The following is a 25135-nucleotide window of genomic DNA, read 5'->3' as shown; positions in this document are numbered from 1 at the left end:
CGGGTCCCGGGCGTGACGGACCTCATCCCGCCGCCCGGCCCGGCGACGGGAGACAATGACCGGATGACTTCAGTCGCCATCGTCACCGGGGCGTCCAGCGGGATCGGCGCGGCCACCGCCCGCCGGCTCGCCGCCGAGGGATTCCACGTGCTGGCCGCCGCCCGGCGTACCGACCGGCTGGCCGCGCTCGTGGCGGAGATCGAGGCGGCCGGCGGCGCGGCGACAGCGGTGGCCTGCGACGTGACCTCGGACGAGTCGGTGGCCGGCCTGGCCGCCGCCGCCGAGGCCGCACCCGGGCCGGTCACGCTGCTGGTGAACAACGCCGGCGGCGCCCGCGGCCTGGACCCGGTCGAGACGGCCGACGTGGGCGACTGGCAATGGATGTACGACGTCAACGTGCTCGGCACGCTACGCGTCACGAAGGCGCTGCTCCCGGCGCTGGAGCGCTCCGGCGCCGGCACGATCGTGATCGTCAGCTCCACCGCCGGGCACGTGGTCTACGAGGGCGGCGGCGGCTACACGGCCGCCAAGCACGCCCAGACCGCCATCGCCGGCACGCTCCGGCTCGAACTGTGCGGCCGCCCGGTCCGGGTGATCGAGATCGACCCCGGCATGGTGAAGACCGAGGAGTTCGGCCTGGTGCGCTTCGGCGGTGACACCGACCGGGCCGAGGCGGTCTACGCCGGAGTCGCCGAACCGCTCGTTGCGGACGACGTGGCCGACTGCGTCGCCTGGTGCGCGACCCGCCCGCACCACGTCAACATCGACCAGCTCGTGGTCCGCCCGCTGGCCCAGGCCGCGCAGCACAAGGTGCACCGGACGTCCTAATGGAGCGTCCGCTCGGCGTGGCCACCCGGGGCACGACGAACCCCAACCGGCTCCGGCGGGTGGACAACTGGATCGTCGAGACCTGCGGCGACGCGCTGCGAGCCGCCGCCGACCCGCTCGTGGTGGACCTGGGCTACGGCGCCACCCCGGTCACACCCGTCGAACTGCGGGCCCGTCTCGCGGCCGGCGTCCGCGCCGACGTGCGGGTGGTCGGCCTGGAGATCGATCCGGTACGCGTCGCCGCCGCCCGCCCCGCCGCCGACCCACCCGGGCTGACGTTCGCCAGGGGCGGCTTCGAGCTGGCCGGACTGCGTCCCGCGCTGGTGCGGGCGTTCAACGTGCTCCGCCAGTACGACGAGAGCGAGGTGGCCGACGCCTGGCGTACCGTCACCGGGCGGCTCGCGCCGGGCGGGCTGCTGGTCGAGGGCACCTGCGACGAGCTGGGGCGGCTCGGCTCCTGGGTGCTGCTCGACGCCACCGGCCCGCGCACGCTCACGCTGTCGGCGAAGCTGACCACGCTGGAGAGCCCTGCCACGCTCGCCGAACGGCTGCCGAAGGCGCTGATCCACCGCAACGTTCCGGGTGAACGCGTCCACGACCTGATCGAGGCGCTGGAACAGGCGTGGCGCTCGGCCGCCGGCTACGCCCCGTTCGGCCCTCGGCAACGATGGCTGCGGACGGTCGAGGCGGTGAAGGAGTCAGGCTGGCCGGTCCAGGGCAACCCCCGCACGTGGCGCCACGGCTACCTGACGCTTCCCTGGCCCGCCGTAGCCCCCCGCTGACCGCACCGCACCCGCGCTCATCGCCCGCCGCGCCCCCTGGCCGCTGGCAGCTAGCCGCCCTTCCGCGAAGCCCCGCCCTCGGCGAGCCCCGCCGAACCCCTCCCGGCGCGTTGATCTGTGAGTGGGGTTGTCAAGGGGTTTGGTGGTGGGTGGTGATGGTGCGGTAGAGCTGTCGGGCGATGTAGCGCTTGAGGCAGCGGGGGATTTCTCTGGTGGTGCGGCCTTCGGCGTGGCGTCGGGTGATGTAGTCGCGTGTTTCGGGGTGGATGCGTCGGCGGGTCAGGGCGATGGTGTGCAGGGCGCTGTTGAGGGTTCTGTCGCCGCCGCGGTTGAGGCGGTGTCGGTCGGTGCGGCCGCTGGCCACGGGGATGGGGGCGGCGCCGGCGAGGGTGGCGTAGGCGGCTTCTGAGCGGACGCGGCCGGGGTGGGACCAGGCGGTGAGGGCGATCGCGGCGGTGACGGGTCCGACTCCGGGTTGGTCGAGCAGGGGCGGGCACAGTTCGGTGACGAGGGCTCGTAGGCGCTGGTGGTTGTCGGCCAGTGTGGCGTCGAGGATGTGGATGTGCCGGGCGAGGGTGACCAGTTCGCGGCGGCGGGTGTGTTCCTCGCAGGGCAGGGCGGTGGTTTCGGGCAGTTCGAGGGCGGCCAGGCGGGCGATCTGGATGGTGGTGGACAGCCCGCGTAGCGCCTCGCGCAGAGTGTCGTCAGCGGTCAGGATCAACGCTTTGACCAGGTTGACCGCGGCGGTGCGGGCATCGGTGTGGTGCCGGCGGCAGATCAGCAGCAGACGCAGGGCCTCGCGTGGGCCGTCGCTGCGGGGCACGGCGATGCGCTCAGCGGGCAGCGCCAGCACCGTATGGGCGGCGGCGACCGCGTCCAGCTGGTCGGACTTGCCGCCCCGACGACGGGCCGCAGCGGGGGGCTTGGGTGCCTCGCAGACGGGTTCGTCAGCAGCGGTCAGCAGCCGGCACAGCCCTTGCCCGTGTGACCGGGTGCCCTCCACCGCCCACAACCGGCGCCCCTGCGGTGGGGTGTGCGCGACGGCGAAGGCCAACAACCGGCTCAACCCGTCCGGGTCAGTGGACACCGTGACCTGCGCCAACACCCCACCGAGTCGGTCCACCACGGCGGCGGTATGCGTATCGGTGTGAGTATCGACCCCCACCACCACGTCATAGCGATCCGCGACCCGTTCTACGATCCTTCTCATCTCGGATTGTTGCTCCTTTGCCAGCGACGACCGGGACAGTCGGCGTCGGCTCGGGAAGACATCACCTCGGCGGCAAATCTGTGATGGGCCACGTGTGCTCGCACGGGCAGGCTTCTGATCAGGCCAGCAGGGTGGGCCGGGCCGGCGCCGACGATCACCCGGGGACAGGTCTTGCACAAGGCACACCCACACCACAGGCGGCCGGATCAACGAAGAGCCACCCAAGTGATCACCAACGCCGAACCCTAACGGCAATCAGCCGAACCGATCACCACAGACATAGAAGCGTCTTGCACTTGCCGCCCAGGCAAAACGGGTCAAAACGCCTGACTCGAGGGCCGGGAGTGCAAGATCGCGGGGGTGAGGCGGGCGGGGCGGAGGGCCGGGGGCGCGGGGTGGGACGCGCGCGGGGCGGGGCAGGGGCGAAGGCGGGGTCAGATGGTGCAGTTGATGAGGACTGGCTCGGGGTGGAGGGTCACGCCGAAGCGGGACTGGACGCCGTCGCGGATCTCGCGGGCCAGCGCCACCAGCGCGGCCGTACTGGCGGTGCCGGAACGGTTCGTGAGCGCCAGCGTGTGCTTGCTGGAGATGGCGACGCCCTCCGGGCCCGCGTACCCCTTGCCGAACCCGGCCTTGTCGATCAGCCACGCCGCGCTGACCTTCACCGCCCCGTCGGCGCCCGGCCAGTTCGGCGGCTCCCCCAGGTCGGCAGCGCGTTCCCGTACCTGCTCGAACACCTCGCCCGGCAGCACCGGGTTGGTGAAGAACGAGCCCACCGACCAGGTGTCCGGGTCGGCCGCGTCCAGCACCATGCCCTTGCCGGCGCGCAGTCTCCGTACGGTGGCGCGGGCGTCGGCGAGCGGCACCCGGTCGCCCACCTCGACGCCGAGCGCCCGGGCCAGTTCGGCGTAGCGGACCGGGCCGGACAGCGGGGACCGGGTGAGCCGGAAGTCGACGGTGAGCACCACCCAGCGGTCGCTGTACTTGAAGATGCTGCCCCGGTAGACGAACCCGCAGTCGGCCGCCGGGATCCGGACCACCCGGCGCTCCGTCCGGTCGTACGCCTCGACTGCGACGATCGTCTCGGCGACCTCCTGGCCGTACGCGCCGACGTTCTGGATCGGGGTCGCGCCGGCCGACCCGGGGATGCCGGAGAGGCACTCCAGCCCGGACCAGCCGCGCTCGACGGTGGCGGCGACGAGGTCGTCCCACGGCTCGCCGGCTTCGACACGTACCGTGACGGTGTCGCCGTCCTCGGCGACGGTCCGGAACCCCCGGGAGCGGACGAGCACGACGGTGCCGGGGAAGCCCTGGTCGCCGATCACGACGTTGCTACCGCCCGCCAGCACCAGCACGGCCTGCTCCCGGGCTTCCGCTTCCTGCACCTTCAGTACGATCTGGGCGGCGTCGCCGGCGATCTCCAGCCGCCCGGCGGGGCCACCGAGCCGGAGCGTGGTGTAGCGCGCCAGGGTGGCCGGATCGGTCGGGTCACCGGCAGTCGCCGGTTCGGCGTAGACGTCTGACACGCCTTTCACCCTAGGCTGAGGGGTAGCCGGAGCACCCACTGGTGGCCCGGTCACCCCCGGGAGGATGGCGATGAGCAGACTGCACCACACGAAGGACTTCTGGATCGGCGCGCTGCGCACGGAGGGCCCCGCCTTCGCCGCGGCGGTGGCTGAGGCGCCGCCCGAGACACCCGTGCTGTCCTGTCCCGGCTGGACCGTCACCGATCTCGCTCATCACCTGACCCGCGCGTACGCCTGGGCGGGCACCGTGCTGACCGCGGGCATCGCGACCCGCCCGGAGCGGCACGACCCGGAGCCGCCGGCGGGCCTGACCGCGGCGCAGTGGTTCACGCAGGAGTACGAGCGGATCAGCGCGCTGCTGGAGGCGACGGACCCGGAGGCGCCGGCCTGGAACTTCGCGCCCCAGCCGAAGAAGGCGGTCTTCTGGCCACGCCGGCTGGCGCACGAGACGGCTGTGCACCGCTGGGACGCCCAGCTCGCGATCGGTGCGGGTGATCCGATCGAGGCGAAGCTCGCGGCCGACGGGGTGAGCGAGGTGCTGGACACCTGGCTGCCGGCGGGACGGCGGATGCATGCCGGGCAGTGGCGCGGCGTGGTGCAGCTGAACGCGACCGATGCCGCGCAGGAGTGGTACCTGCGGTTGCGGGGTGAGGGGGTCGCGCTGCTGGACACCGCGACGATCCTCGACCACGACGACCACCGCGCGCGGGCGCAGGTGGCCGGCACGGCGAGCGATCTGCTGCTGGCGCTGATGGGCCGGATCAGCTTCGACGCGCTGGACGTGGCGGGCGACCGTTCCCTGCTGGGCGGCCTACGGGTCGGCTGACGACGGGCACCGGACGGAGAGGGGCGACAGTCGCCCCTCTCCTTCTTTTCGGACACCTCTGAGAGCGCTCTCTTGACAAGGTCCACGACCCTCCACCACGCTGTCGTGAGAGCGCTCTCTAAGTTCCGGAACCGCCTTCCACCACCCGTTTCGACGACCCGAGAGGTCAGGACAGCATGCTCACCTTCACGCGCCGCCGCCTGGCGGCGGTGGCCCTGGTGGCCGCCACCGCACTGCTCGGCACCACCGCCTGCGGCGGCGGCGACGATGCCGCCGCCGACGGGCCGATAACACTCACCGTCGACGTCTTCGGCCAGTTCGGTTACGCCGACCTCTACCAGGAGTACATGGCCAGCCACCCCGACGTGAAGATCGTCGAGCGGGGCACCGGCGGCAACCTCGACGAGTACTCCCCGAAGCTCACCCAGTGGCTCGCCGCGGGCAAGGGCGCCGGTGACGTGGTGGCCATCGAGGAGGGCCTGCTCGTCGAGTACAAGGCCAACCCGCAGAACTTCGTCAACCTGCTCGACCACGGCGCGGCCGACCTGAAGGGCAACTTCCTCGACTGGAAGTGGAACCAGGGGCTCACCGCCGACGGCAAGCAGCTCATCGGCCTCGGCACCGACGTCGGCGGCATGGCGATGTGCTACCGCAAGGACCTGTTCGCCAAGGCCGGCCTGCCCACCGACCGCGACGCGGTGTCCAAGCTCTGGCCCACCTGGCAGGACTACATCAAGGTCGGCGAGCAGTTCACCGCGAAGAAGACGGGCGCCTCGTTCCTGGACGCCGCGACGAACACGTTCAACACGATCCTGCTCCAGACCGCCGGCAACAGCAGCGGCTACAGCTACTACGACACCGGCAACAACCTCGTCGTGGGCAGCAACCCGGCGGTGAAGCAGGCGTACGACACCACGATGGACATCATCGACTCGGGGCTGTCCGGCAAGTACGGCTCCTGGTCCGAGGAGTGGGTGTCGGCGTTCAAGCAGTCGAAGTTCGCCACCATCGCCTGCCCGGCCTGGATGACCGGCGTGATCGAGGGCAACGCCGGCGCCGCCGCCAAGGGCAAGTGGGACATCGCCCAGATCCCCGGCAACGGCGGCAACTGGGGCGGCTCGTTCCTCGCCGTGCCGAAGCAGAGCAAGCACCAGGCCGAGGCGATCGAACTGGCCAAGTTCCTGACCAGCGCCAAGGGTCAGATCGGCGCGTTCAAGGCGAAGGGCCCGCTGCCCTCGTCCCCGCAGGCGCTGGAGGATCCGGCGATCATCGAATCGAAGAACGCCTACTTCTCCGAGGCACCGGTCGGGAAGATCTTCGCCGAGGGCGCCAAGAGCCTGAAGCCGGTCTACATGGGACCGAAGAACCAGGCCGTACGCACCGAGGTCGAGAACGCCGTCCGCAGCGTGGAGCTGGGCAAGCGCTCCCCGGAGCAGGGCTGGACCGACGCGGTCGCCAACGCCGAGAAGGCCGCCGCCAAGTAACCCGAGCAGCGCGTGCGGGCGGCCACCCGGCCACGGGGGCCGCCCGCACGGCGGAAAGGAGTCCCGGGTCATGGCCGTCCAGCTCGACGCCCGCCCGCCGGTCGCACCGGCACCCCGCCCCACCCGTCCCGGCCTGGGCAACCGGCTCAGCCGGATCGACACCAAGTACTCGCCGTACCTGTTCATCGCCCCGTTCTTCCTGCTGTTCGGCGTCTTCGGGGCGTACCCGCTGGCGTACACGTTCTGGGTCTCGCTGCACGACTGGGACCTGCTCGGCGCCGAGCACCCGTTCATCGGCTTCGACAACTACACCCAGCTGCTCGCCGACTCGGACTTCTGGCACTCGGTCGTCAACACGCTGGGCATCTTCGTGATCTCCACGGTCCCCCAGCTGCTCGCAGCGCTCTGGCTGGCCAACCTGCTCAACCGGCAGCTGCGCGCCCGTACCACCTGGCGGATGGCGGTGCTGATCCCGAACGTCACGTCGACCGCCGCCGTGGCGATCGTGTTCGCGGTGCTGTTCGGCCGCGAGTTCGGCATGATCAACTGGCTGCTCGACCACGTCGGGATCAACGCGATCGACTGGAAGGCGAACCGGTTCGCCGCCTGGGTCGCCATTTCCACCATGGTCGACTGGCGCTGGACCGGCTACAACGCGCTGATCTTCCTGGCCGCCATGCAGGCCATCCCCCGCGACCTGTACGAGTCGGCGGCGATCGACGGCGCCGGCCGGGCCCGGCAGTTCTGGTCCATCACGGTGCCGCTGCTCAAGCCGACGATCATCTTCGCGGTCATCATCTCCACCATCGGCGGCCTCCAGCTCTTCACCGAGCCGCGGATGTTCAACTCCGGCACCAACGCGATCCGCGGCGGGCCGCTGCGGGAGTCGCAGACGGTGACCATGTACATGTTCGAGAACGCCTTCGCGCCGCACTACAACTTCGGCTACGGCTCGGCAGTCGCCTGGCTGCTGTTCGCGCTCATCGCTGTGGTCGCGGCGATCAACGTCCTGCTCCTGCGCCGGCTCGGCGGCGGCTCCCGCAAGGAGGTCTCCCGATGACCCGCCTCTGGTCGGCAAGCCGGCTCACCTACCTGGCGCTGACGCTCTCGGCCATCCTGTCGATCTTCCCGATCTACTGGATGTTCGTGGTGGCCAGCCGGACCAGCGACACGATGGGGCAGGTGCCGCCGCCGCTCACGCCCGGCGGCAACCTCGGCGCCAACATCGCCCGGCTGTTCGACAACACCGACGCGTACTTCCTGACCGGCCTGATCAACTCGGCGATCGTGGCCACCACCGTCACGATCTCGGTGGTGTTCTTTTCCACGCTGGCCGGGTTCGCGTTCGCCAAGCTGCGCTTCCGCGGGCGCAACGCGCTGCTGCTGGTCATCGTCGCCACCATGATGGTCCCCACCCAGCTCGGCGTGATCCCGCTCTACCTGCTGATGACGAAGCTGAACTGGAACGACCGGCTGCCCGCCGTGATCGTGCCGGCGCTGGTGACCGGCTTCGGCGTGTTCATGATGCGCCAGTACGCGGGCCAGGCGGTCAGCACCGAGCTGATCGAGGCGGCGCGGATGGACGGCTGCAACACCGCGCGGATCTACTGGAACGTGGTGCTGCCCGCGCTGCGCCCGGCCGCCGCCGTCCTCGGCCTGCTCACGTTCATGACCACCTGGAACGACTTCCTGTGGCCGTACGCAGTGCTGAACGACCCGGAGAACCCGACGGTGCAGCTGTCGCTGCGGGCCCTCTCCGACGGGTACTACCAGGACATGTCGCAGGTGTTCACCGGCACGGCGATCGCCACGCTGCCGCTGCTGCTGGTGTTCGTCGTCTTCGGCCGCCAGATCATCGGCGGCATCATGGAAGGTGCGGTCAAGGCATGAGCAACGTCCGATTCCCGGAGGGCTTCGTCTGGGGCGGGGCCACCGCCGCGTACCAGATCGAGGGCGCCGCACGCGAGGACGGTCGCGGCCCGTCGATCTGGGACACCTTCAGCCGTACGCCGGGCGCGGTGTTTCAGGGCCACACCGGCGACGTGGCCTGCGACCACTACCACCGGTACGCCGAGGACGTCGCGCTGATGGCCGACCTGGGGCTGCGGGCGTACCGGTTCTCGGTGTCCTGGCCCCGCGTGCGGCCGGACGGCACCGGCCCGGTCGAGCCGCGCGGGCTCGACTTCTACGACCGGCTGACCGACGCGCTGCTGGACGCCGGCCTCGACCCGATCGTCACGCTCTACCACTGGGACCTGCCGCAGGCGCTGGAGGACCGGGGCGGCTGGACCGTCCGGGAGACCGCCGAGCACTTCGCCGAGTACGCGCTCGCCGTGCACGGCCGCCTCGGGGACCGGGTCCGCACCTGGACCACGCTCAACGAGCCGTGGTGCTCGGCCTACCTGGGGTACGGCTCGGGCGTGCACGCGCCGGGGCGCCGCGACGCCGGTGACGCGTTCCGGGCCGTACACCATCTGCTGCTCGGCCACGGCCTGGCGGCGCGGGCACTGCGGGCGGCAGGCGCGGAGACGCTCGGGATCACGCTCAACCTGGCCGACGTGCAACCGGCGGACGCGGGCAGCGCCGCTGACGCCGAGGCGGTCCGGCTGGTCGACGGCCTGCACAACCGGATCTTCCTGGACCCGCTCACCGGCGGCGGCTACCCGGCGGACGTGCTGGCCCACGTCAGCCGGATCGTCGCGCCGGACTTCGTCCGGGACGGGGACGAGAAGCTGATCGCCGCGCCGCTGGACCTGCTCGGCCTGAACTACTACGCGCCCACCTACGTGGCCGGGCGGGCGGACGGCACGGGAGGTGCCGCGTACCCGGGCACCGCCGGGGCGGTCGAGTTCCTGCCGCCGGCCGGGCCGCTGACCGAGATGGGCTGGTCGATCGAGCCGGCCGGGCTGGCCCGGCTGCTGGAACGCGTCGCGGCCGACTATCCCGGGCTACCGTTGATGATCACCGAGAACGGCGGGGCGTTCCCCGACACCGACCTCGACGAGCAGGGCGGGGTGGCCGACGCCGACCGGGTCGCCTACCTCGACGGGCACCTGCGCGCGGCGCACGAAGCCATCGCCCGCGGCGTGGACCTGCGTGGTTATCTCGTATGGTCGGTGCTGGACAACTTCGAATGGGCCGAGGGTTACCGGAAGCGGTTCGGGATCGTCCACGTCGACTACCTGACCCAGCGGCGCACACCCAAGCGCAGTGCCCGCTGGTACCAGGAGGTGATCGCCCGGAACGGGCTGTGACGAGGTGGTGGTTACGGGGATGACGACGGCACAGCGACCGACCCTGGAGGCGGTGGCCCGGCTGGCCGGCGTGTCCCGGGCCACCGTCTCCCGGGTGGTGAACGGCTCGACCACAGTCGCCGAGCCGATCCGGCAGGCGGTACGCCGGGCGGTCGAGGAACTCGGGTACGTCCCGAACCTCGCCGCCCGCAGCCTGGTCACCCAGCGGACCGACTCGGTCGCGCTGGTGATGCCCGAGGCGGCCACCCGGGTCTTCTCCGACGACCAGGTGTTCCCGGGCATCATCCGGGGCGCGGCACAGGAGCTGGAGGCGGCGGACAAGCAGCTCGTGCTGATGCTCGCCGGTTCGCCGGCCGGGCACGAACGGGTCGAGCGGTACACCACCGGGCGGCACGTCGACGGGGTGCTGTTCGCCTCGCTGCACGGCGAGGACCCGCTGCCCGGCCGGCTGGCCCGCCTCGGCATCCCGGTGGTGTGCAGCGGCCGGCCGCTCGACGGCGCCGACGTGCCGTACGTGGACGTCGATCACACCGGTGGCGTGAGCACCGCGGTCGAGCACCTGATCGCGAGCGGACGGCGGCGCATCGCCACCATCGCCGGACCGCAGGACATGGTCGCCGGGATCGAACGGCTGATCGGCTACCGCAACGCGATCACCGAGGCCGGGCTGCCGGAGCTGGTCGCGTACGGCGACTTCACCCGCGAGTCCGGCACCGCCGCGATGCGCGAACTGCTCGCCGCCGACCCGGAACTGGACGCCGTGTTCGCCGCCTCCGACCTGATGGCGCACGCCGCCCTGCGCACGCTGCGGGAGGCCGGGCGGCGGGTGCCCGAGGACGTGGCGGTGATCGGGTTCGACGACATCGAGACGGCCGCCTACACCGAGCCGCCGCTGACCACCGTGCGGCAGCCGATAGTGGAGCTGGGCCGGTCGATGACCCGGCAACTGCTGCGCATCGCCGCGGGCGAGGAGGTCGAGCAGGCGCTGGTGCTGCCGACCGAGCTGGTGCTACGCGAGTCCGCGTAAGGAAGGGCCCCCTCTTAACGCCTCAGGTAGAGGAGGGGGCCCTTCTTAACAGCCCGCCGGGCGACCGCCCGCCGCGCGTTAACCGGTCGCGGCGCGGGCGGCGGCGGGGCTAGGGTCCGCCGGATGAGTGGAGCCCTGATCCGTCCCGCCCGTGCCGAGGACGCGCCCGCCGTGGTGGCGTTGCGCGCGCTCGTCTACCCGTACCTGGTGCGGGGCGTCGAGTCGACCCGCCGCATGATCGCCGAACCACCGCCCGGCGAGGACTGGGCGGCCTGGGTCGCCGAGGCGGACGGGCAGGTCGTGGGCTGGGTGTCGGCGTACCGCAACACGCAGACCTCCACGCCCGGCGTGGGCGAGATCGCCACGCTGCACGTGCACCCGGAGCATCGCCGCCGGGGCACCGGCACCGCGTTGTTCGACACCGCGCTCGGTCATCTGCGGACGCTCGGGTCCACCCGGGTGCTCACCCACGCGCGTACCGAGTCGCTGCCGTTCGCGCAGCGGCACGGCTTCACACCAAGCCGGGAGTTGCGCTACTCGGCACTGGACCTGAGCACCGCCCCGCCGATGCCGCAGGCGCCGCCGGGCGTACGGCTGGTGTCCGCCGCCGGGCTCGACCCCCGCCTGGTGCACCGGGTGGACGCCGAGTCGTCCCGGGACGAGCCGGGGGACGTGCCGACGGACTCGCTCGACTTCGACCTGTGGCGGCACGAGTGCTGGGACAACCCGGGGCTGGACCGGGAGGCGAGCACGCTCGCCGAGGTGGACGGCGAACTGGTCGCACTCAGCCTGGTGAAGCGGGACGGCGACCGGATGTGGTCGGACTTCACCGGCACGCTGCCCGCGTACCGGGGGCGCGGGCTGGCCCGGCTGGCCAAGCAGGCCGCGCTGCACGCCGCCGCGGCGCGCGGGGTACGCACCGCGTACACCTCGAACGACGAGGCGAACGCGCCGATGCTGGCGGTGAACGAGCGGCTCGGCTACCGGCCGGTGGACAGCCAGTGGTCGTGCCGGCGCAAACTCAGCTGAGCCCGGCGGCCACCCGCACCGCTGTGGCGTACGTGTCGGCGCCGAACAGCACCAGCCGTGCCTCGGCGACGTGCTCCGGGGTGGCCGCGTGCAGCATGCTGAGCGCCTGTGCCACCGCGTCCCCGACCGGCCAGCCGTAGATCCCGGCGGAGATCAGCGGGAACGCGATCCGGGTCGCGCCCAGCCCGTCGGCGACGCGCAGGCTGTTGGCGTAGCAGTCGCGCAGCAGCGCGGACCGGTCCTCGCGCGGCGAGAAGACCGGGCCGGCAGTGTGCACCACCCAGCGCGCGGGCAGGTTGCCGGCGGTGGTGGCGACCGCCTGGCCGGTGGGCAGCCCGCGCCCGTAGCGGGAGGCGCGCAACGCCCGGCACTCCTCCAGGATCGCCGGCCCGCCGCGCCGGTGGATCGCGCCGTCCACTCCCCCGCCGCCGAGCAGCGACGAGTTGGCGGCGTTGACTATCGCGTCGACCTGCTGGGCGGTGATGTCCCCCTCGATCAGGACGGTGTCCATCTCAGCTCTCCTCGACGGCCTGGCCCAGCGAGCGGCGGGCCAGCAGCGCGGCCCCGGCGACGGCGGCCGGCATGACCAGCACCGCGCCGAGCGGGATCAGGAAGCACAGGAAGACCGCCACCCCGAAACCGAGCGCTGTCGGCCGGTCGGCCCGCAGCCGCGCCCGCCGGTCCGGCAGCCGCATCCCCCGCCGGTAGAACGGCGCGCCCACCAGCTCCAGCGCCAGGAACCAGCCACCCACCAGGGCGCCGACCACCGGGACCACCGTCTGTCCCACCACCGGGATGAAACCGGCCGCGAACAGGGGTACGCCGATCAGCGCGGACAGCGCCACCAGGCGCAGCGAGTCGGCGAGGCTGCGTCGCAGCGAGGACCAGAACGGCACGTCCACCGCACCGGGGGTGCCGCCGAGGCGGTCCTCGACCCGCTCGGAGATCGCCTCGTAGAAAGGGTCGCCGATGACGAGCGTGACGGCGGTGAACGTGAGCACCCCGACCAGCCCGGCGACCCCGACCACCGCCAGCCCGGCGGCGACCCGCAGCAGCCCGCGCCAGGGCGACGACCAGTCGTCGGCGAACGGGGTGAGCCAGCCCGCCAGGTCGTCGACGAAGTAGAGCAGCGTGGCGAACAGGGCCACGTAGAGCGCGCCGGTGATCAGCGCCGGGATCACGCCGAGCAGCATCAGCTTCGGGCTGCGGACGTACATGCCGAAGCCGCGCAGCAGCAGCCCGGCGCCGCCGAGGAAGCGGGTGGCCGCGCCGGTGACGGGCGCGATCGTACGGGAGGCGTTCACGACGGCACAGCCTAATCTGCCGGTGCACCACAATGGGCCTGTGCGTGCGTCCCGGCTGATCTCGCTTGTGCTGCTGCTCCAGTCCCGGGAGACGATGACCGCCGCCGAGCTGGCCCGCGAGCTGGAGGTGTCCGAGCGGACCGTCTACCGGGACGTGCTGGCGCTCTCCGCCGCCGGTGTCCCGGTGTACGCGGACCGCGGCCGGGCCGGCGGCTACCGGCTGCTCGGCGGCTACCGGACCCGGCTGACCGGGTTGAGCCGGGACGAGGCCGAGGCGCTGTTCCTGGCCGGGTTGCCCGGACCGGCCGGGGACATGGGACTGGCCGACTCGGTGGCCGCCGCCGAGCTGAAGGTGCTCGCCGCGCTGCCGCCGAGCCTGCGGGACGCGCCCGCCCGTACCGGGCAGCGGTTCCACCTGGACGTGCCCGGCTGGTTCCGGGAGACCACGCCGCCGCCGACGCTCGCCGAGCTGGCCCGGGCGGTCTGGCGGGACCTGATGGTGGAGTTGCGCTACCGGCGCGGGGACCGGGAGGTGACCCGCACGCTGGCACCGTACGGGCTGGTGCTGAAGAACGGGGTCTGGTACCTGGTCGGCCGGGTCGGTGACGGCTGGCGGACGTACCGGGTGGACCGGGTGGTGGCGGTCGAGGTGGGCGCCGACGGGTTCGACCGGGACGAGGACTTCGACCTCGGGGCGTACTGGCGGGAGCAGGCGGGCGCGTTCCTGCGCGAACTGCTGCGGGAGCGGGTGACGGTGCGGCTCGGCCCGGCCGGGTTGCGGGCGCTGCGGCACCTGGTGGACGCGCCGTTCGTCCACACCGAGGCGGTGGACGCGGCCGGGCCGCCGGACGAGCAGGGGCGGCTGGTGCTGCGGCTGCCCGTCGAGTCGGTCGACGTCGCGTACGGCCAGTTGCTGGCGCTCGGTCCGGAGGTGGAGGTGCTGGCGCCGCCGCAGCTGCGGGCGCGCTTCGCCGAGGCGACCCGCCGCGCGGCGGCGCTCTACACCGATCCGCCGTCCGACGGTCAGCGGTAACCGTCCGGGTCGGCCGGCTTACCAGGCTTGACCACCTCCTCGTAGTAGCGGGCCCAGTGCGGGCGGCTGCCGTCGACGTCGGTGAAGCCGTACACCTGGGACAGGCCGCCGCTGTCCAGCGACCGACCGTTCCAGCGGGCCCGGTCCGGGTCGGCGGCCAGGGCGGCCACCGCGCGCCCGACGAACGCCGGCGTCTCCGACATGACGAAGTGCGGTTCGGTAGTCGCGGCGTCGCGCCAGTTCGCCTCGGTGACGCCGTAGTGTTCGAGCATCGCCTCCGAGCGCAGCCAGCCGGGTGTGAGCGCGACGGCGGTGCAGCCGTGCGGGGCCAGCTCGTGCGCCTGGCTGAAGCCGAGCCGGTTCACCGACACCTTGGCCAGGTCGTAGAAGACCGACAGGCGGTACTCGCTGTCGTTGTGCTCCTTGGTGCCGTCGCCGACCTCGACGACCAGGCCGCCCGGGTTGCGGATCAGCAGCGGCAGCGCGAAGTGGCTGGTGATGATGTGCGTGTCGACAGCCAGCCGCAGCGTGCGGAACCCGGCGTCGAGCGGCTGCTCCCAGACCGGCTTCTCCCAGGTGATCAGCGGGTCCGCGCCCCAGACGTCGTTCACGAGCACGTCCAGGCGGCCCTGCTCGGCGTCGATCCGCTCGACCAGGCCGCGTACCTGCTCGGGGTCCAGGTGGTCGACTGCGACGGCGATCCCGGTGCCTCCGGCGGCGGTGACCAGCTCGGCGGTCTCCTCGATGGTCTCCGGCCGGTCCATCTCGGAGCGGCGCTCGCGGGTGGTGCGGCCGGTGGCGTAGACGGTGGCCCCGGCGGCGCCGAGCTGCACGGCGATCTGCCGGCCGGCGCCCCGGGTCGCGCCCGCGACGAGCGCGACAGTTCCGGTCAGTGGTGAGTTCATGGGATAACCGTGCAACAGATACCTGACAGCGGAAGTCCGGTTTCCCGGACGATCCGGATGGGCGATCATCACCGGTATGCACCTGCTGCTGTCCGGGATCGTCGGCTCGGTCGCGTACGGGCTGGCCGGTCCCGGCTCGGACACCGACCGGATCGGCGTGTTCGCCGCGCCCACAGTCGCGTTCCACGGTCTGCGCCCGCCCCGCGAGTCGGTGGTGACGACCGACCCGGACGTCACGCTGCACGAGGCGCGGAAGTACGCGCTGCTGGCGCTGAGCGGCAACCCGACCGCCACCGAGCTGATGTGGCTGCCCGAGGACTGCTACGAGACCCGTACCGGGTTCGGCGAGGAGCTGATCGCCATCCGGTCGGCGTTCCTCAGCGCGCCCCGGGTCCGCGACGCCTACCTCGGGTACGCCTCGCAGCAGTTCCGCAAGCTCGCCACCGCCCCGGCGGACAGCGGTGGGCGGCGGCGCTCGGCGAAGCACGCCCGGCACCTGGCCCGGCTGCTGCACCAGGGCCGGACGCTGTACGCGACAGGCGTGCTGGAGATCCGCCTCGCCGACCCGGAGTGGTTCCGCGCGTTCGGCGAACGGGTCGCCGGTGGCGCGCTGGGCGAGGCGCAGGCCCTGGTGGCTGCAGCCGAGGCGGAGTTCGACCGGGTCCGCTCGCCGCTGCCGGAGCGCCCGGACGAGGAGACAGTGGAACGCTGGCTGCTCGCCGTCCGGGCGGCGTACCTGCCGCGCTGAGCGGTCACTGCACGTCGAACTCGTTGCCCTCCGGGTCGGCCATCGTGGTGTGCTCGCTGCCCCGGTCGGCGACCTCGGCCAGCACCGTCGCGCCGAGCGCGGTCAGCCGCTTCACCTCGGCCGCCCGCCCCTCCGGCCCGACGTGCAGGTCGACGTGGAGGCGGTTCTTCACCCGCTTGGGTTCGGGGACGGCCTGGAACAGGAACCGTCGGCCCAGCCCGGTGCCGCTGGCCGGGTCGACCGGGTCGTCCGGGTGGCGTACCGCCGCCAGCTCGCGCCACGCCTTGCGGCCGTCCACCTCGACGTACGCCTCCGGCGGCACCGCACCGGCGGCGGCCAGCCGCTCGATCAGCACGCTGTTGTCCTCGACCTGGTAGCCGAGCGCCTCGGCCCAGAAGCGGGCCAGCCCGATCGGGTCGGCACAGTCGATGACGAGTTTCCAGTCCCGGGCCATGTGTCCTCCGTGGTCAGCTGGTGTAACCAGTTATAGTGGTTACGTGACGGACGGCGCAAGCGGACTCACCCTGATCAGTCCCGAAGGCACTCGATACCGCTTCGACCCGGGCGCGCTCTGCCTGGAGCTGCTGACCACCGGCGGTCCGGGCGCGTTCGCCCGCTACGAGGTGCTGCACCGGCCGGACGACCTCGCGGGCTGGCTGGCCGTGTCCCGCCTGCGCCTGGACCCCGCCACCGTCACCGTCGACGCGGACGACCTGGCCGCCGCCCGTCGGCTGCGCGACGCGCTCTGGCGAGTGACGCAGGCGCGTACCCGCGACGAGACCCCGCCCGCCGCGGACCTGGCCGTGGTGAACGACGCGGCGGCCGGGCTGCCGCTGAGCCCGCAGGCCGGTCCCGACGGCAGCCGGTCCTGGCGTACGCCGCTGACCGGCGCGCAAGTGGTCGCGACATTCGCCCGGGACGCGGTCGACCTGCTCACCGGCCCGTACGCGGCCCGGATCCGGGAGTGCGGCGCGCACGACTGCCAACTGGTCTTCGTGGACACCTCCCGGCCGGGGCAGCGCCGCTGGTGTGCGATGGAACGCTGCGGCAACCGGCAGAAGGCGCGCGCCCTCCGGTCCCGGCGCGCGCCCGGGTGACTCAGTCCGCCAGGCGCACGCGTACCCGGCGGTTGGCCCGTCCCTTGCTCTCCACCTTGACCACCTGGACCTTGCCGATCTGGGCGGTGGAGGCCACGTGCGTGCCGCCGTCGGCCTGCACGTCCAGCCCGACGATGTCGACGATCCGCACCTCCTGCTCCTCCGGCGGGATCAGGTTCGACTGGGTACGGATGATGTCCGGCAGGGCCAGCGCCTCGGCGCGAGGCAGCACCCGCACCGCCACCGACCGGTCGGCGGCCACCTCGGCGTTCACCAGCTCCTCGATGCGGGCCTTGAAGTCCGGCGGCACCTCGGGGAGGTTGAAGTCCATCCGCGCCTCGCCCGGCTCCATGTTGCCGCCCGTGACGAGCGCGCCGAAGTCGCGGAACACCACGCCGCAGAGCACGTGCAGCCCGGAGTGGGTACGCATCAGCATGGTCCGGCGCGTGTCCTCGACCGCGCCGGCGACCTCGGTGCCGACCGGCGGCACCGGGTCACCCTCGGCCGGGATCAGCCAGAGGTCGTCGCCCTTGCGGGTGCCGACGATCCGGGTCTGTACGCCCTGCCAGAGAAGCACCCCGTGATCCGGCGGCTGCCCGCCGCCGCCCGGGTAGAACGCGGACCGGTCCAGCACGATGCCCTGCTCGGGATCGGCCGCCAGCACCCGGCAGGTCCACTCGCGCAGGGTCGGGTCGGCGAGGTCGAGCCGGTGCGTACGGCCGTGGTGTGTGACTCCCATGGACGGCGACGTTACCCGTTCAGGAACTCCGAGACGCGCTCTCGCAGGTCGGCGCGCTCGGTCCAGAGCACGCCGGGCCGGTCGTACACGTGCAGTGTGGCGTTGGGGAGCGCGGCGGCGAGCCGTTCGGCGACGGCGACCGGGTGCAGGTCGTCCTCGGCGGCGGCGATGACCAGCGCCGGCGCGGTGACCGCGGCGAGCGACCCGGCGTCGTCGAGCGGGGCCTGGGCGGGCAGGTCGGCCAGCCCCGGCGCGAGCCCGTCGCGCAGCAGCTGGTCGAGCCGCTGCCGCAGGTACGCCCAGCCGGCCGGGGTGTTGCGCACCGACGGCGGCAGCTCCAGCGACACCGCGTCGGCCAGCGCCGACGCGTCGCCCTCGGCCACCGCGTCGAGCAGGCCGGTGAGCCGGGCGCGTGCCACCTCGCCGCGCGGCGTGTCCAGCACGGCGGGCAGGAAGAAGACGAGTCTCTCGAAGCGTTCCGGGCTCTCGGCGAGCAGCCGGCAGAGCGCGCCCGCGCCGAGGCTGGCGCCGAACGCCCGGGTCGCGCCGCCCAGGTCGGCGACGGCCCGCAGGTCACGGGCGAGGTCCAGGTAGCTCCACGGCCCGGGCGGCGAGTCGGAGCGGCCGTGCCCGCGGAACTGGAAGAAGATGCGCCGCCCGGTGACGCCGCTGCCGAACGGGCGGGTGGTGGCGATGCCGCTGCCCAGCCCGTGCGCGAACACGGTGACCGGGTCACCGGTGCCGGTGACCAGCCGTTCCAGGCTCACCCCGTGCGGGGTGGCGACCAGTTCCGTCTCCGGCTCGGGCAGCGCGGGGCGCCCGGTCCGGGGCGCGCCGGGGCCGGGCCCCCAGGTGCGGGGACCGCCGTCCGGCGGCGGAGGCCAGCGGAAACCTCTCACCAGGACCCTCGGCCGTCGTGCAGGTCCCGCAGGCCGGGCCGCACGTCGAGCAGGTAGATGAGACCCGCAGCGATGCCGATCAGTCCGAACAGGCTGATCGGGCCGAAGCCGAGCAGGGTCAGCAGCAGGCAGACCGCCAGGATGGCGACCCAGCCGCCCTTGGGCAGCGTGCCGAGCGCGGCGAATCCGTCGCCGCGCTGGGTGACCGCGTGCACCAGCGCCACTCCCTGTACGACCAGGGCGAAGACGAGCAGGATCAGCTGGATCACGTCTTGGACTGCGAACGCGAAGATCGGCGCGGCGATGGCCATGGGGGCAAGCTTATGCCGAGACCCCGGAAACGTCCGACAAGACGTTGTCCGGGGTCCGGTGGAGCATCAGGTCACTCGGCGGCCGGGCGGGTCCGCTTCGTGGCCTTCGGCAGCTTCGCCGACGGGGTGGCCGGCTTGGTCGCCTTGGTGGCGGTCGTCTTGGCGACGGCCTTGGTCGCGGTCGCCTTGGTGGCGCGGGTGCGCTTCACCGCGGCCGGCTTGGCGGCCACCGCCTCGGCCACCTCGGCCGGGCTGGGCACCTCGGTCGTCGCGGCGGCGGTCTCCGGCTTCGGGGTGATCTCGGCCTTCGGGGTCACCTCGGTGCCGGTGGCCTCGGTGGCCTCGATGTCGGCGTTCACCGTGTCGGCGGCCTCCAGCACGCCGGCGCCGACGACGCGCTCACCCCGGGCGACCAGCTCGGCGTACGCGGCCAGCGCGCGCTCCTGCGCGGCGTGCGCCCCGGCCACCACGACGGCGGCGTTGCGGGTGGCGGCCTCGCGCAGCTTGTCCAGGTTCGCCGCCTCGCGCAGCTTCTCCAGGTTCGCCGCCTCGCGCAGCTTCTCCAGGTTGGCGGCCTCGCGGAGCTGGTCGAGGTCGGTGGCGACGGCGCGCTCGCGCAGCCCGGTTGCGGTCTGGTTGGCGGTCTTCAGCGTCTCGGTGGCCTTCTGGCGCAGCTCGAAGCCGGTGACGACGGCCTTGCCGCCGAGGTCGGCGACGACCCGGGTGCCGAGGCCGCTGACCACCGTCGGCAGCTTGCGGAGCTGCTCCAGGGCCAGCTCACCGGCGCCGGCGGCGGCGTAGAGGGGTGCGGGGATGCGGTTGGTCTTCGGCTGGGTGGTCATGACTGCTCCTCTTCGGCCGCACCGGCGGCCTTCCGGGCCGCCCGGCGGGCGGTCGTGTCCTGCGGGGCGGCGGTGGTCGGGGCGGGCGCGGTGGTCGGGGCGGGCGCGGCACCCGCTTCGGTGACGGCTACCGATTCGAGGACCGCCTCGGTCGGCGTGCCCTCCGGCGTGACCGGACCGGTCGCGGCCGCGGCCACCGTCGCCGGGGCCTCCGGCGCGGAGGCCGGCTCGGTCGCGACCGTTTCCGTCGTGGCGGCCTTCTCGGCCGCCTCCGCCGTCGTGGCCGCCTCGGTCGCCTCGGCCAGGCGGGCGTTCTCGCGCCGGAACGTCTCGTAGATCTGGGTGAGCGACTGCTTCTGGGCCATGGTCAGCTCGGGGTCGACGGCGATCGCCGCGAGCACGCCCTGGCCCTCCTTGTCGTCCAGCAGCCCGGCACGCAGGTACATCGCCGGGGTGGAGACACGAAGTGCGCTGGCGAGCTGCTGGAGCACCTCGGCACTCGGCTTGCGCAGCCCGCGCTCGATCTGGCTCAGGTAGGGATTGCTGACGCCCGCCTGCTCGGCGAGCTGGCGCAGTGAGATCTTCGCGTTGCGCCGCAGGTCGCGAATGAACCCGCCGACATCGGGAAGGTCCTTGCTGGTGGCCATGACTCAACGCTAGCTCGGGCCGCTAACTCCTGCAAGCAAAACGCTAGCCAGAGTTAGCAGGGTCACCGAAGGTGGGTTGCGGAGGCGATGTCCGGTCCGTACCGTTCTCCCCCGTGACCAAGATCGATATCAACGGTGCCCAGCTCGCGTACGACGAGAGCGGCACCGGAACCGCCGTGGTGCTGCTGCACGCCGGCATCGCCGACCGGCGGATGTGGCGCGGGCAGGTCCCGGCGCTCGCGCAGCGCCACCGGGTGATCGCGCTGGACCTGCGCGGCTACGGCGAGTCGGAGCTGCCGACCACGCCGTTCGCCCACCACGACGACGTGGTCGGGCTGCTCGACGCGCTGGGCGTCGAGCGGGCCGCGCTCGTCGGCTGCTCGTTCGGCGGCCGGGTCGCGGTGGACACCGCGCTCGCCCACCCGGAGCGGGTCTCGGCGCTGGCGCTCTTCGGCGCTCCGGTCTCCGGCAACGAGTGGTCCGAGGAGACCGAGCAGCTCTGGGAGGAGCTGGTCGGCGACGTGGACCCGGAGGACTTCGCCGCCACCGCCGCCGGCGAGGTGCGGTTCTGGGTGGTCGGCCCGACCCGCCGCCCGGAGGACGTCGACCCGGAGCTGATCCGGTTCGCCGAGGAGATGGACCGCCGGGCACTCGCCGCCGAGCAGGCGCTGAGCGCGATCGAGGTGGGCGAGCTGGACCCGCCGGCGATCGACCGGCTGGGCGAGCTGCGCGTACCGGTACTGGTCGGCACCGGCGCGGACGACCTGGCCGACATCCGCCGCCTGGCCGACCGCATCGCCGACGAGGCCCCGCACGGCGTGCGCATGCCGGACGTCCCCGACGCGGCCCACCTGCTCCCCCTGGAGCGCCCCACCGAAACCAACGCCGCCCTCCTGCCGTTCCTCCCCTGACCGCCCCGGCTCCCTCCCCTCGCCGCGTTGATCTTGCACTTGCGGCCCTCGGCACGCCTGGAATGCGCATTTCGCCGGGGCAGTAAGCGCAAGATCGCCGGGGGTAGAGGGCGGGGAAGGGTTACCAGGTGGGGCGGATGGCTCCTACCGGGAGGCCGCCGCCGAGCAGGGGCGGTTCGGCGTACTCGGTGAGGATGGGGGCGCGCACATCCAGGCGCGCCAGGGCCGACACCAGGACGGGTGTGCGGGCCCTCGCGGCGCCGTCGTCGATCTTCAGGGCGACGGCGCCGACCTCCGGGATCGCCGCCGCGATCACACCCTCCGCGCCGATCTTGGCGAGCAGACCGGGTACGCCGCGCATCAGCCGGGTGTCCTCCGCCTGGGTGCCGCCGACGAGTTCCGGGTACGCCCGCATCGCGTCCGCCACCGTCCGCTCGACGGTGCCCGGCTCGGCCTCGACCAGCCGCAGGAACGCCCGCGCCAGCCCGGTCAGCGAGACGGCGAGCACCGGTGCGCCGCAGCCGTCCACCCCGACCGCCGCCGCCCGCTCGCCGGTGAACTCCTCGATCGTGGCGGTCAGGCACTGCTGGAGCGGGTGCTCGGGCCGCCAGTAGCCGTCCAGCGGCCAGCCCGCGGCCAGGCAGGTGCGCACCATGCCGGCGTGCTTGCCGGAACAGTTCATCAGCACCCGGGCCGGGCCGCCGCCGGCCCGCAGCACCGCCTCCCGGGCGGCCTCGCCGAACGGCAGGTCCGGCGGGCAGTGCAACGCGTCCTCGGTCAGGCCGGCGTCGCGCAGCAGCGCTGTCGCCCGCTCGACGTGGAACTCCTCGCCCGCGTGGCTGGCCGCGACGAGCGCGATGTCGGCCGGGTCGGTGAGCGGGAGGCCGGCCCGGAGCATGCCGATCGCCTGCATCGGCTTGCTCGACGAGCGGGGGAAGATCGGCGAGGCAACGTCACCGGCCCCGACGACCGGCTCACCGGCGGCGTCGAGCACCACCACGGAACCCCGGTGGACGCCCTCCACGAAGCCGGACCGGACCACCTCGGCGAGCGGCACGCCGCCCTCGTACGTTTTTCCCACGGTATGGACGGTACCGAGGGGACGGACCCGGTCGGCGGCGGGGTGACCTGCGACGTCGACCGGGGCGGTACGGGGTCGGAGCGGGGTGCGCCGCTTACCGGACGGTAGCCGGGACGCCGAGCAGCGTACGGGCCTCGGCGGTGGTCAGCGGGGGCCGCTGGGCGAGCTGGGCGAAGCCGACCGCCCGCGCGACGAGCTGCATGTTGGACTCCACCGGGCGCCCCTTGGCGTACGTGACCGTGTCCTCCATGCCGACCCGCAGGTGACCACCGGCCGACAGCGAGGCCAGCATCACCGGGATGGTGCTGCGCCCGATGCCGGTGGCCGCGAACGTGGTGCCCTCGGGCAGGTCGCGCAGCATCTGCTGGGCCGCGACAAGGGTCGCCGTGGTGCCGGGCATGCCACCCGGTACGCCCATCACGAAGTCGACGTGCACGTGCCCGCCGTGCGGCAGGCCGTACTTGCCGAGCAGCCGCTGCAGGGCGGTGAGGTGGCCCAGGTCGAAGATCTCGTACTCGGGGACGACGCCCCGCTCCTGCATCCGGGTGTGCAGGTCGACGATGAACTCCCACCGGTTGAGGAACACGTCGTCGCCGAAGTTGACGGTACCCATGGTGCAGGAGGCCATGTCGGGTGCGGCGTCCAGCACCGCGAGCCGGGCGGACTCCGGGTCGGTCACCGCGCCGCCGGAGGAGAGCTGCACGATCAGGTCGGTGCTCTCCCGCAGCGCGGCCACCGTGTCGCGCAGCCGCCCCTGGTCGAGCGTGGGCCGTGCGTCGTCGTCGCGGATGTGGACGTGGATCACGGCGGCGCCGAGCGCCTCGCACTCCTTGGCCGTCAGCAGCAGCTCGTCGAGCGTCACCGGCAGCGCCGGCACCTCCGCCTTCGCCGACTCCGCGCCGGTGGGGGCAACCGTGATCAACGTCCCTGTCGTCATGCCCCGGATCCTAGACCGGTGCCCGGCGCCGGGTCGACCGGAGGATTTCCGGTGCAGGCGGCGTTAAGAAGGGACCTTTCCTCTACCGGAGGCGTTAATAGGGGGCCCTTCCTTACACGTCGATGGCGGCGGCGCTCTCGCCCACGAGCAGTCGGGCGTCGTCGGGCGTGTTGCGCTTCAGCACGGCGAGCGCCACCTGACCCAACTCGTAGTGCTGCACGGCGGTGCCCACGAAGCCGACCGTCCGGCCGTCGAGCGTCACCGGCGTACCGGCGACGGGCGGCTGGTCGCTCGCCACGCCGTCCAGGTGCAGCAGGACGAGCCGGCGGGGCGGCTTGCCCAGGTTGTGCACCCGGGCGACCGTCTCCTGCCCCCGGTAGCAGCCCTTGTCCAGGTGCACGGCCGGAGCGATCAGGTCCACCTCGGCCGGGATCGTCCGGTGGTCGGTGTCCACGCCGGCCCGGGCCTGCTTGGCGGCCACCCGGATCGCCTCGTACGCCCACAGCCCGGCCACCGGCACCCCGGCGCCGCGCAGCTCCGCCACCACCTCGTCCATGGCCGCCCGCGGCACGAGCAGGTCGACGCCGAGCGCCACCCGCCGGGCCCAGCCGCCGACCGGCAGCGGCTTGACGTCGTACACCGCTGACGGCCGCGCGGGCAGCTCGCCGGAACGGAACTTCGGACCCGGCACCGCTGCCACGTCGGGAGCGGCCAGCCCGGTGACGCCGAGCGTGTCGAGCGCGCCGGGCGCCTCCGGCCCGACGAGCGACAGCAGCGCGTGGTCGGCGGTGGCGTCGCGCGGGTCGACCTTGCTGAAGAACCGCATCTTCTCCAGGTATGACAGGAGGCCCTCGGTCATCCCCGGCTCGGTGTCGAGCCAGGTGGTCTCGCCGTCGTCGGCGACCATCGCGTGCTGCTCGACGTGCCCGTGCGGGGAGAGCACCAGCAGTTCGGTGCCCTGCCACGGCGCCAGCGCGGCCAGGTGCTGGCTGGTGAGCGTGTGCAGCCAGCCGATCCGCTCCTCGCCGGGCACCGCGACCACGCCCCGGTGCGAGCGGTCGACCAGGCCCACGCCGGTGGCCAGGAGCCGCTGCTCGCGCATCGGGTCGCCGTAGTGGGCGGCCACCGGGCCGACGCCCGCCGCCCGGTGGGCCGGTTCCGGCTGGTCCCGGGTCTGGTCGTCGATGGCGTCGGTGGTCACCGCGCCCGCGATGTCGATCATGTGCGTTCCCCGTTCTGTGCGCAGCGGCCGCAGACCCCGAAGAGCGCGACATGCCCGATGTCGACCTTGAACCCGCGCTGCTCGTCCAGCTGGTCGGCGAGCGGGCGGAGCATCTCCGGGGAGATCTCGTCGATCGCCCCGCACTCCCGGCACACCAGGTGCACGTGCTGGTGCTCACCCGCCGCGTGGTAGGTCGGCGAACCGTGCGACAGGTGCGTGTGCGTCACCAGGCCGAGCCGTTCCAGCAGCTCCAGCGTGCGGTAGATGGTGGTGATGTTGACTCCGGCCGCGACCTCGCGGACCGCTGTGTGCACCTGCTCCGGGGTGGCGTGCCCCAGATCCAGGACGGCCTGGAGCACCAGCTGCCGCTGCGCCGTCAGCCGCAGCCCGCGCGAGCGGAGCATTTCCGCGAGGGAGGATTCGGACACCCTTCGATCATAGTTCGGCCGCCGCGCCGGCCGGTCCGCCGCCGGGGGTACGCCACTACGCTGCG

At 72.9% G+C, this 25135-nt stretch carries 28 protein-coding genes; 13 read left to right on the top strand and 15 right to left on the bottom strand.

The genetic code is table 11. The annotated features are described in order from the left end of the window. Nucleotides 1–63: 63 nt before the first annotated feature. Together FHX31_RS00470 and FHX31_RS00465 are read left to right on the top strand one after the other, a co-directional pair. The gene (locus FHX31_RS00470; RefSeq protein WP_013288784.1) at nt 64–828 is read left to right on the top strand and encodes an SDR family NAD(P)-dependent oxidoreductase; all 765 of its coding nucleotides are present in this window, start codon (nt 64–66) and stop codon (nt 826–828) included. Next, the gene (locus tag FHX31_RS00465; protein WP_184974537.1) at nt 828–1610 is read left to right on the top strand and encodes a class I SAM-dependent methyltransferase; all 783 of its coding nucleotides are present in this window, start codon (nt 828–830) and stop codon (nt 1608–1610) included. The genes FHX31_RS00470 and FHX31_RS00465 overlap by 1 nt, the downstream gene beginning before the upstream one ends. A 130-nt stretch (nt 1611–1740) precedes the next feature. Here the strand turns inward: FHX31_RS00465 and FHX31_RS00460 are convergent, their stop codons facing one another. Together FHX31_RS00460 and FHX31_RS00455 are read right to left on the bottom strand one after the other, a co-directional pair. Beyond that, nucleotides 1741–2820: an IS110 family RNA-guided transposase gene (locus FHX31_RS00460; RefSeq protein ID WP_184974532.1), complete on the bottom strand. Its 1080-nt coding sequence runs from the start codon at nt 2818–2820 to the stop codon at nt 1741–1743. Between the two features lie 434 nt (nt 2821–3254). Continuing rightward, nucleotides 3255–4346, bottom strand: coding sequence for a UDP-N-acetylmuramate dehydrogenase (locus tag FHX31_RS00455; protein WP_184974529.1), 1092 nt, complete (start codon nt 4344–4346; stop codon nt 3255–3257). A gap of 70 nt (nt 4347–4416) precedes the next feature. Here FHX31_RS00455 and FHX31_RS00450 point away from each other — a divergent pair, with 70 nt between their 5' ends. The 7 genes from FHX31_RS00450 to FHX31_RS00420 all read left to right on the top strand — a co-directional run bounded on the left by FHX31_RS00450 (nt 4417) and on the right by FHX31_RS00420 (nt 11966). Continuing rightward, on the top strand, nt 4417–5172 hold the full coding sequence (locus FHX31_RS00450) for a maleylpyruvate isomerase family mycothiol-dependent enzyme (protein ID WP_013475131.1): 756 nt from the start codon (nt 4417–4419) through the stop codon (nt 5170–5172). 176 nt (nt 5173–5348) lie between these two features. Beyond that, nucleotides 5349–6656 carry an extracellular solute-binding protein gene (locus FHX31_RS00445; protein WP_184974525.1) on the top strand — a complete coding sequence of 436 codons (1308 nt, stop codon included), beginning with the start codon at nt 5349–5351 and terminating at the stop codon, nt 6654–6656. Between the two features lie 70 nt (nt 6657–6726). After that, on the top strand, nt 6727–7716 hold the full coding sequence (locus FHX31_RS00440; RefSeq protein WP_013288789.1) for a carbohydrate ABC transporter permease: 990 nt from the start codon (nt 6727–6729) through the stop codon (nt 7714–7716). Beyond that, nucleotides 7713–8546 carry a carbohydrate ABC transporter permease gene (locus FHX31_RS00435; protein WP_013288790.1) on the top strand — a complete coding sequence of 278 codons (834 nt, stop codon included), beginning with the start codon at nt 7713–7715 and terminating at the stop codon, nt 8544–8546. The genes FHX31_RS00440 and FHX31_RS00435 overlap by 4 nt, the downstream gene beginning before the upstream one ends. After that, nucleotides 8543–9910 (top strand): GH1 family beta-glucosidase, encoded by a 1368-nt coding sequence (locus FHX31_RS00430; protein WP_013288791.1) that lies wholly within the window; start codon nt 8543–8545, stop codon nt 9908–9910. Before FHX31_RS00435 ends, FHX31_RS00430 begins: the two co-directional genes overlap by 4 nt. Before the next feature lie 19 nt (nt 9911–9929). Beyond that, entirely contained in the window at nt 9930–10937 is a 1008-nt protein-coding gene (locus FHX31_RS00425) for a LacI family DNA-binding transcriptional regulator (protein ID WP_091330714.1), read from the top strand. 123 nt (nt 10938–11060) lie between these two features. Next, on the top strand, nt 11061–11966 hold the full coding sequence (locus FHX31_RS00420; protein WP_091330713.1) for a GNAT family N-acetyltransferase: 906 nt from the start codon (nt 11061–11063) through the stop codon (nt 11964–11966). Here the strand turns inward: FHX31_RS00420 and FHX31_RS00415 are convergent. Together FHX31_RS00415 and FHX31_RS00410 are read right to left on the bottom strand one after the other, a co-directional pair. Then, nucleotides 11959–12477 carry an O-acetyl-ADP-ribose deacetylase gene (locus FHX31_RS00415; RefSeq protein ID WP_184974521.1) on the bottom strand — a complete coding sequence of 173 codons (519 nt, stop codon included), beginning with the start codon at nt 12475–12477 and terminating at the stop codon, nt 11959–11961. The genes FHX31_RS00420 and FHX31_RS00415 overlap by 8 nt on opposite strands. Before the next feature lies 1 nt (nt 12478). Continuing rightward, on the bottom strand, nt 12479–13270 hold the full coding sequence (locus FHX31_RS00410) for an EI24 domain-containing protein (RefSeq protein WP_013475126.1): 792 nt from the start codon (nt 13268–13270) through the stop codon (nt 12479–12481). Nucleotides 13271–13310: 40 nt separating this feature from the next. On the opposite strand from FHX31_RS00410, the gene FHX31_RS00405 reads away from it, so the two are divergent. Further along, nucleotides 13311–14303, top strand: coding sequence for a helix-turn-helix transcriptional regulator (locus FHX31_RS00405; protein WP_184974518.1), 993 nt, complete (start codon nt 13311–13313; stop codon nt 14301–14303). On the opposite strand, the gene FHX31_RS00400 is transcribed toward FHX31_RS00405, so the two are convergent. Further along, on the bottom strand, nt 14294–15208 hold the full coding sequence (locus tag FHX31_RS00400; RefSeq protein WP_047893047.1) for an SDR family oxidoreductase: 915 nt from the start codon (nt 15206–15208) through the stop codon (nt 14294–14296). The two genes, FHX31_RS00405 and FHX31_RS00400, sit on opposite strands and share 10 nt — an antisense overlap. A 76-nt stretch (nt 15209–15284) precedes the next feature. On the opposite strand from FHX31_RS00400, the gene FHX31_RS00395 reads away from it, so the two are divergent. Then, entirely contained in the window at nt 15285–15956 is a 672-nt protein-coding gene (locus FHX31_RS00395) for a nucleotidyltransferase domain-containing protein (RefSeq protein ID WP_030272171.1), read from the top strand. Nucleotides 15957–15960: 4 nt separating this feature from the next. On the opposite strand, the gene FHX31_RS00390 is transcribed toward FHX31_RS00395, so the two are convergent. Beyond that, nucleotides 15961–16410 carry a VOC family protein gene (locus FHX31_RS00390; protein ID WP_013288799.1) on the bottom strand — a complete coding sequence of 150 codons (450 nt, stop codon included), beginning with the start codon at nt 16408–16410 and terminating at the stop codon, nt 15961–15963. Between the two features lie 43 nt (nt 16411–16453). On the opposite strand from FHX31_RS00390, the gene FHX31_RS00385 reads away from it, so the two are divergent. Next, entirely contained in the window at nt 16454–17053 is a 600-nt protein-coding gene (locus tag FHX31_RS00385) for a CGNR zinc finger domain-containing protein (RefSeq protein ID WP_013288800.1), read from the top strand. Nucleotide 17054: 1 nt separating this feature from the next. Here the strand turns inward: FHX31_RS00385 and FHX31_RS00380 are convergent, their stop codons facing one another. From FHX31_RS00380 to FHX31_RS00360, 5 genes are all read right to left on the bottom strand, one after another. Further along, complete coding sequence (locus FHX31_RS00380; RefSeq protein WP_013288801.1) at nt 17055–17792, bottom strand: alanyl-tRNA editing protein; 738 nt, start codon at nt 17790–17792, stop codon at nt 17055–17057. An 11-nt stretch (nt 17793–17803) separates the two neighbouring features. Beyond that, nucleotides 17804–18691, bottom strand: coding sequence for an alpha/beta fold hydrolase (locus tag FHX31_RS00375; protein ID WP_013288802.1), 888 nt, complete (start codon nt 18689–18691; stop codon nt 17804–17806). After that, nucleotides 18688–19002 carry a DUF2516 family protein gene (locus FHX31_RS00370; RefSeq protein WP_013288803.1) on the bottom strand — a complete coding sequence of 105 codons (315 nt, stop codon included), beginning with the start codon at nt 19000–19002 and terminating at the stop codon, nt 18688–18690. The genes FHX31_RS00375 and FHX31_RS00370 overlap by 4 nt, the downstream gene beginning before the upstream one ends. A 71-nt stretch (nt 19003–19073) precedes the next feature. Continuing rightward, entirely contained in the window at nt 19074–19844 is a 771-nt protein-coding gene (locus FHX31_RS00365; RefSeq protein WP_091330709.1) for a hypothetical protein, read from the bottom strand. Continuing rightward, nucleotides 19841–20491 carry a helix-turn-helix domain-containing protein gene (locus FHX31_RS00360; RefSeq protein WP_013288805.1) on the bottom strand — a complete coding sequence of 217 codons (651 nt, stop codon included), beginning with the start codon at nt 20489–20491 and terminating at the stop codon, nt 19841–19843. The genes FHX31_RS00365 and FHX31_RS00360 overlap by 4 nt, the downstream gene beginning before the upstream one ends. A gap of 113 nt (nt 20492–20604) precedes the next feature. Here FHX31_RS00360 and FHX31_RS00355 point away from each other — a divergent pair, with 113 nt between their 5' ends. Then, nucleotides 20605–21402 carry an alpha/beta fold hydrolase gene (locus FHX31_RS00355; RefSeq protein ID WP_387030056.1) on the top strand — a complete coding sequence of 266 codons (798 nt, stop codon included), beginning with the start codon at nt 20605–20607 and terminating at the stop codon, nt 21400–21402. Between the two features lie 121 nt (nt 21403–21523). Here the strand turns inward: FHX31_RS00355 and FHX31_RS00350 are convergent, their stop codons facing one another. From FHX31_RS00350 to FHX31_RS00335, 4 genes are all read right to left on the bottom strand, one after another. Further along, entirely contained in the window at nt 21524–22483 is a 960-nt protein-coding gene (locus tag FHX31_RS00350; RefSeq protein WP_184974511.1) for an asparaginase, read from the bottom strand. Nucleotides 22484–22577: 94 nt separating this feature from the next. Continuing rightward, complete coding sequence (locus FHX31_RS00345) at nt 22578–23420, bottom strand: beta-keto acid cleavage family enzyme (protein ID WP_013475115.1); 843 nt, start codon at nt 23418–23420, stop codon at nt 22578–22580. Between the two features lie 112 nt (nt 23421–23532). Continuing rightward, the gene (ygfZ, locus tag FHX31_RS00340) at nt 23533–24642 is read right to left on the bottom strand and encodes a CAF17-like 4Fe-4S cluster assembly/insertion protein YgfZ (RefSeq protein ID WP_091330706.1); all 1110 of its coding nucleotides are present in this window, start codon (nt 24640–24642) and stop codon (nt 23533–23535) included. Further along, nucleotides 24639–25046 carry a Fur family transcriptional regulator gene (locus tag FHX31_RS00335; protein WP_082171454.1) on the bottom strand — a complete coding sequence of 136 codons (408 nt, stop codon included), beginning with the start codon at nt 25044–25046 and terminating at the stop codon, nt 24639–24641. The genes ygfZ and FHX31_RS00335 overlap by 4 nt, the downstream gene beginning before the upstream one ends. Nucleotides 25047–25135 lie beyond the last annotated feature (89 nt).

The sequence above is a fragment of the Micromonospora sp. CNZ286 genome, from assembly GCF_014207755.1.
Note: the sequence above shows the minus strand (reverse complement) of the source record. Positions and strands in the feature narration are given on the sequence as shown.

Bases quoted from the DNA above. Each gene is read 5' to 3' on its own strand.
- FHX31_RS00470 (WP_013288784.1), top strand. From the start codon at position 64: ATGACTTCAGTCGCCATCGTCACCGGGGCGTCCAGCGGGATCGGCGCG.
- FHX31_RS00465 (WP_184974537.1), top strand. From the start codon at position 828: ATGGAGCGTCCGCTCGGCGTGGCCACCCGGGGCACGACGAACCCCAAC.
- FHX31_RS00460 (WP_184974532.1), bottom strand. From the start codon at position 2,820: ATGAGAAGGATCGTAGAACGGGTCGCGGATCGCTATGACGTGGTGGTG.
- FHX31_RS00450 (WP_013475131.1), top strand. From the start codon at position 4,417: ATGAGCAGACTGCACCACACGAAGGACTTCTGGATCGGCGCGCTGCGC.
- FHX31_RS00445 (WP_184974525.1), top strand. From the start codon at position 5,349: ATGCTCACCTTCACGCGCCGCCGCCTGGCGGCGGTGGCCCTGGTGGCC.
- FHX31_RS00440 (WP_013288789.1), top strand. From the start codon at position 6,727: ATGGCCGTCCAGCTCGACGCCCGCCCGCCGGTCGCACCGGCACCCCGC.
- FHX31_RS00435 (WP_013288790.1), top strand. From the start codon at position 7,713: ATGACCCGCCTCTGGTCGGCAAGCCGGCTCACCTACCTGGCGCTGACG.
- FHX31_RS00430 (WP_013288791.1), top strand. From the start codon at position 8,543: ATGAGCAACGTCCGATTCCCGGAGGGCTTCGTCTGGGGCGGGGCCACC.
- FHX31_RS00425 (WP_091330714.1), top strand. From the start codon at position 9,930: ATGACGACGGCACAGCGACCGACCCTGGAGGCGGTGGCCCGGCTGGCC.
- FHX31_RS00420 (WP_091330713.1), top strand. From the start codon at position 11,061: ATGAGTGGAGCCCTGATCCGTCCCGCCCGTGCCGAGGACGCGCCCGCC.
- FHX31_RS00415 (WP_184974521.1), bottom strand. From the start codon at position 12,477: ATGGACACCGTCCTGATCGAGGGGGACATCACCGCCCAGCAGGTCGAC.
- FHX31_RS00400 (WP_047893047.1), bottom strand. From the start codon at position 15,208: ATGAACTCACCACTGACCGGAACTGTCGCGCTCGTCGCGGGCGCGACC.
- FHX31_RS00395 (WP_030272171.1), top strand. From the start codon at position 15,285: ATGCACCTGCTGCTGTCCGGGATCGTCGGCTCGGTCGCGTACGGGCTG.
- FHX31_RS00390 (WP_013288799.1), bottom strand. From the start codon at position 16,410: ATGGCCCGGGACTGGAAACTCGTCATCGACTGTGCCGACCCGATCGGG.
- FHX31_RS00380 (WP_013288801.1), bottom strand. From the start codon at position 17,792: ATGGGAGTCACACACCACGGCCGTACGCACCGGCTCGACCTCGCCGAC.
- FHX31_RS00370 (WP_013288803.1), bottom strand. From the start codon at position 19,002: ATGGCCATCGCCGCGCCGATCTTCGCGTTCGCAGTCCAAGACGTGATC.
- FHX31_RS00365 (WP_091330709.1), bottom strand. From the start codon at position 19,844: ATGACCACCCAGCCGAAGACCAACCGCATCCCCGCACCCCTCTACGCC.
- FHX31_RS00360 (WP_013288805.1), bottom strand. From the start codon at position 20,491: ATGGCCACCAGCAAGGACCTTCCCGATGTCGGCGGGTTCATTCGCGAC.
- FHX31_RS00345 (WP_013475115.1), bottom strand. From the start codon at position 23,420: ATGACGACAGGGACGTTGATCACGGTTGCCCCCACCGGCGCGGAGTCG.
- ygfZ (WP_091330706.1), bottom strand. From the start codon at position 24,642: ATGATCGACATCGCGGGCGCGGTGACCACCGACGCCATCGACGACCAG.
- FHX31_RS00335 (WP_082171454.1), bottom strand. From the start codon at position 25,046: ATGCTCCGCTCGCGCGGGCTGCGGCTGACGGCGCAGCGGCAGCTGGTG.